This is a genomic window from Streptococcus sp. 3613, assembly GCF_013277375.1.
Taxonomy (GTDB): Bacteria; Bacillota; Bacilli; order Lactobacillales; family Streptococcaceae; genus Streptococcus; species Streptococcus pseudopneumoniae.
In genome coordinates, this window is sequence record NZ_VMMV01000077.1 from 1 (window position 1) to 4956 (window position 4956).

At 50.0% G+C, this 4956-nt stretch carries 1 tRNA gene and 3 rRNA genes; all 4 read left to right on the forward strand.

The features are described 5' to 3' along the window. Positions 1 to 67 precede the first annotated feature (67 nt). The 4 genes from HT708_RS09045 (at position 68) to rrf (ending at position 4955) form a co-directional block, all read left to right on the forward strand. Positions 68 to 1613 (forward strand): 16S ribosomal RNA (locus HT708_RS09045). 51 nt (positions 1614 to 1664) lie between these two features. Next, positions 1665 to 1737, forward strand: a tRNA-Ala gene (locus tag HT708_RS09050). Positions 1738 to 1861: 124 nt separating this feature from the next. Then, a 23S ribosomal RNA gene (locus tag HT708_RS09055) occupies positions 1862 to 4763 on the forward strand. A gap of 76 nt (positions 4764 to 4839) precedes the next feature. Beyond that, positions 4840 to 4955: ribosomal RNA gene (gene rrf, locus HT708_RS09060) — 5S ribosomal RNA — on the forward strand. Together the 16S, 23S and 5S rRNA genes with 1 tRNA gene alongside form the textbook arrangement of a ribosomal RNA operon. The last annotated feature ends 1 nt before the right edge of the window (position 4956 follow it).

Genomic DNA, 4956 nt, shown 5'->3' on the forward strand with positions numbered 1-4956 from the left:
GTTGTAGTACTGAACAATGAAAAAACAATAAATCTGTCAGTGACAGAAATGAGTGAGAACTCAAACTTTTAATGAGAGTTTGATCCTGGCTCAGGACGAACGCTGGCGGCGTGCCTAATACATGCAAGTAGAACGCTGAAGGAGGAGCTTGCTTCTCTGGATGAGTTGCGAACGGGTGAGTAACGCGTAGGTAACCTGCCTGGTAGCGGGGGATAACTATTGGAAACGATAGCTAATACCGCATAATAGTAGATGTTGCATGACATTTGCTTAAAAGGTGCAATTGCATCACTACCAGATGGACCTGCGTTGTATTAGCTAGTTGGTGGGGTAACGGCTCACCAAGGCGACGATACATAGCCGACCTGAGAGGGTGATCGGCCACACTGGGACTGAGACACGGCCCAGACTCCTACGGGAGGCAGCAGTAGGGAATCTTCGGCAATGGACGGAAGTCTGACCGAGCAACGCCGCGTGAGTGAAGAAGGTTTTCGGATCGTAAAGCTCTGTTGTAAGAGAAGAACGAGTGTGAGAGTGGAAAGTTCACACTGTGACGGTATCTTACCAGAAAGGGACGGCTAACTACGTGCCAGCAGCCGCGGTAATACGTAGGTCCCGAGCGTTGTCCGGATTTATTGGGCGTAAAGCGAGCGCAGGCGGTTAGATAAGTCTGAAGTTAAAGGCTGTGGCTTAACCATAGTAGGCTTTGGAAACTGTTTAACTTGAGTGCAAGAGGGGAGAGTGGAATTCCATGTGTAGCGGTGAAATGCGTAGATATATGGAGGAACACCGGTGGCGAAAGCGGCTCTCTGGCTTGTAACTGACGCTGAGGCTCGAAAGCGTGGGGAGCAAACAGGATTAGATACCCTGGTAGTCCACGCCGTAAACGATGAGTGCTAGGTGTTAGACCCTTTCCGGGGTTTAGTGCCGTAGCTAACGCATTAAGCACTCCGCCTGGGGAGTACGACCGCAAGGTTGAAACTCAAAGGAATTGACGGGGGCCCGCACAAGCGGTGGAGCATGTGGTTTAATTCGAAGCAACGCGAAGAACCTTACCAGGTCTTGACATCCCTCTGACCGCTCTAGAGATAGAGCTTTCCTTCGGGACAGAGGTGACAGGTGGTGCATGGTTGTCGTCAGCTCGTGTCGTGAGATGTTGGGTTAAGTCCCGCAACGAGCGCAACCCCTATTGTTAGTTGCCATCATTCAGTTGGGCACTCTAGCGAGACTGCCGGTAATAAACCGGAGGAAGGTGGGGATGACGTCAAATCATCATGCCCCTTATGACCTGGGCTACACACGTGCTACAATGGCTGGTACAACGAGTCGCAAGCCGGTGACGGCAAGCTAATCTCTTAAAGCCAGTCTCAGTTCGGATTGTAGGCTGCAACTCGCCTACATGAAGTCGGAATCGCTAGTAATCGCGGATCAGCACGCCGCGGTGAATACGTTCCCGGGCCTTGTACACACCGCCCGTCACACCACGAGAGTTTGTAACACCCGAAGTCGGTGAGGTAACCGTAAGGAGCCAGCCGCCTAAGGTGGGATAGATGATTGGGGTGAAGTCGTAACAAGGTAGCCGTATCGGAAGGTGCGGCTGGATCACCTCCTTTCTAAGGATAAGGAACTGCGCATTGGTCTTGTTTAGTCTTGAGAGGTCTTGTGGGGCCTTAGCTCAGCTGGGAGAGCGCCTGCTTTGCACGCAGGAGGTCAGCGGTTCGATCCCGCTAGGCTCCATTGGTGAGAGATTACCAAGTAATGCACATTGAAAATTGAATATCTATATCAAATAGTAACAAGAAAATAAACCGAAAACGCTGTAGTATTAATAAGAGTTTATGACTGAAAGGTCAGAAAATAAGGTTAAGTTAATAAGGGCGCACGGTGGATGCCTTGGCACTAGGAGCCGAAGAAGGACGTGACAAACGACGATATGCCTTGGGTAGCTGTAAGTGAGCGATGATCCAGGGATTTCCGAATGGGGGAACCCAACAGGTACTACCTGTTACCCACATCTGTTAAGGATGTGAGGAGGAAGACGCAGTGAACTGAAACATCTAAGTAGCTGCAGGAAGAGAAAGCAAAAGCGATTGCCTTAGTAGCGGCGAGCGAAACGGCAGGAGGGCAAACCGAAGAGTTTACTCTTCGGGGTTGTAGGACTGCAATGTGGACTCAAAGATTATAGAAGAATGATTTGGGAAGATCAGCCAAAGAGAGTAATAGCCTCGTATTTAAAATAGTCTTTGTACCTAGCAGTATCCTGAGTACGGCGGGACACGTGAAATCCCGTCGGAATCTGGGAGGACCATCTCCCAACCCTAAATACTCCCTAGTGACCGATAGTGAACCAGTACCGTGAGGGAAAGGTGAAAAGCACCCCGGGAGGGGAGTGAAATAGAACCTGAAACCGTGTGCCTACAACAAGTTCGAGCCCGTTAATGGGTGAGAGCGTGCCTTTTGTAGAATGAACCGGCGAGTTACGTTATGATGCGAGGTTAAGTTGAAGAGACGGAGCCGTAGGGAAACCGAGTCTGAACAGGGCGAATTAGTATCATGACGTAGACCCGAAACCATGTGACCTACCCATGAGCAGGTTGAAGGTGCGGTAAGACGCACTGGAGGACCGAACCAGGGCACGTTGAAAAGTGCTTGGATGACTTGTGGGTAGCGGAGAAATTCCAAACGAACTTGGAGATAGCTGGTTCTCTCCGAAATAGCTTTAGGGCTAGCGTCGACATTAGAGATTCTTGGAGGTAGAGCACTGTTTGGGTGAGGGGTCCATCCCGGATTACCAATCTCAGATAAACTCCGAATGCCAAAGAATTATGGTCGGCAGTCAGACTGCGAGTGCTAAGATCCGTAGTCGAAAGGGAAACAGCCCAGACCACCAGCTAAGGTCCCAAAATAATTGTTAAGTGGAAAAGGATGTGGGGTTGCACAGACAACTAGGATGTTAGCTTAGAAGCAGCTATTCATTCAAAGAGTGCGTAATAGCTCACTAGTCGAGTGACCCTGCGCCGAAAATGTACCGGGGCTAAAACAATTTACCGAAGCTGTGGATACCTTTATAGGTATGGTAGGAGAGCGTTCTATGTGTGATGAAGGTATACCGTGAGGAGTGCTGGAACGCATAGAAGTGAGAATGCCGGTATGAGTAGCGAAAGACAGGTGAGAATCCTGTCCACCGTAAGACTAAGGTTTCCAGGGGAAGGCTCGTCCGCCCTGGGTTAGTCGGGACCTAAGGAGAGACCGAAAGGTGTATCCGATGGACAACAGGTTGATATTCCTGTACTAGAGTATGTAGTGATGGAGGGACGCAGTAGGCTAACTAAAGCAGACGATTGGAAGAGTCTGTCTAAGCAGTGAGGTGTGAATTGAGTCAAATGCTTAATTCTATAACATTGAGCTGTGATGGGGAGCGAAGTTTAGTAGCGAAGTTAGTGACGTCACACTGCCAAGAAAAGCTTCTAGCGTTTAAACATACTCTACCCGTACCGCAAACCGACACAGGTAGTCGAGGCGAGTAGCCTCAGGTGAGCGAGAGAACTCTCGTTAAGGAACTCGGCAAAATGACCCCGTAACTTCGGGAGAAGGGGTGCTGACTTTAAGTCAGCCGCAGTGAATAGGCCCAAGCAACTGTTTATCAAAAACACAGCTCTCTGCTAAATCGTAAGATGATGTATAGGGGGTGACGCCTGCCCGGTGCTGGAAGGTTAAGAGGAGTGCTTAGCGTAAGCGAAGGTATGAATTGAAGCCCCAGTAAACGGCGGCCGTAACTATAACGGTCCTAAGGTAGCGAAATTCCTTGTCGGGTAAGTTCCGACCCGCACGAAAGGCGTAATGATTTGGGCACTGTCTCAACGAGAGACTCGGTGAAATTTTAGTACCTGTGAAGATGCAGGTTACCCGCGACAGGACGGAAAGACCCCATGGAGCTTTACTGCAGTTTGATATTGAGTGTCTGTACCACATGTACAGGATAGGTAGGAGTCTACGAAATCGGGACGCCAGTTTCGAAGGAGACGCTGTTGGGATACTACCCTTGTGTTATGGCCACTCTAACCCAGATAGGTGATCCCTATCGGAGACAGTGTCTGACGGGCAGTTTGACTGGGGCGGTCGCCTCCTAAAAGGTAACGGAGGCGCCCAAAGGTTCCCTCAGAATGGTTGGAAATCATTCGCAGAGTGTAAAGGTATAAGGGAGCTTGACTGCGAGAGCTACAACTCGAGCAGGGACGAAAGTCGGGCTTAGTGATCCGGTGGTTCCGTATGGAAGGGCCATCGCTCAACGGATAAAAGCTACCCTGGGGATAACAGGCTTATCTCCCCCAAGAGTTCACATCGACGGGGAGGTTTGGCACCTCGATGTCGGCTCGTCGCATCCTGGGGCTGTAGTCGGTCCCAAGGGTTGGGCTGTTCGCCCATTAAAGCGGCACGCGAGCTGGGTTCAGAACGTCGTGAGACAGTTCGGTCCCTATCCGTCGCGGGCGTAGGAAATTTGAGAGGATCTGCTCCTAGTACGAGAGGACCAGAGTGGACTTACCGCTGGTGTACCAGTTGTCTTGCCAAAGGCATCGCTGGGTAGCTATGTAGGGAAGGGATAAACGCTGAAAGCATCTAAGTGTGAAACCCACCTCAAGATGAGATTTCCCATGATTTTATATCAGTAAGAGCCCTGAGAGATGATCAGGTAGATAGGTTAGAAGTGGAAGTGTGGCGACACATGTAGCGGACTAATACTAATAGCTCGAGGACTTATCCAAAGTAACTGAGAATACGAAAGCGAACGGTTTTCTTGGTTTGAATAGATATTCAATTTTGAGTAGGTATTACTCAGAGTTAAGTGACGATAGCCTAGGAGATACACCTGTACCCATGCCGAACACAGAAGTTAAGCCCTAGAACGCCGGAAGTAGTTGGGGGTTGCCCCCTGTGAGATAGGGAAGTCGCTTAGCT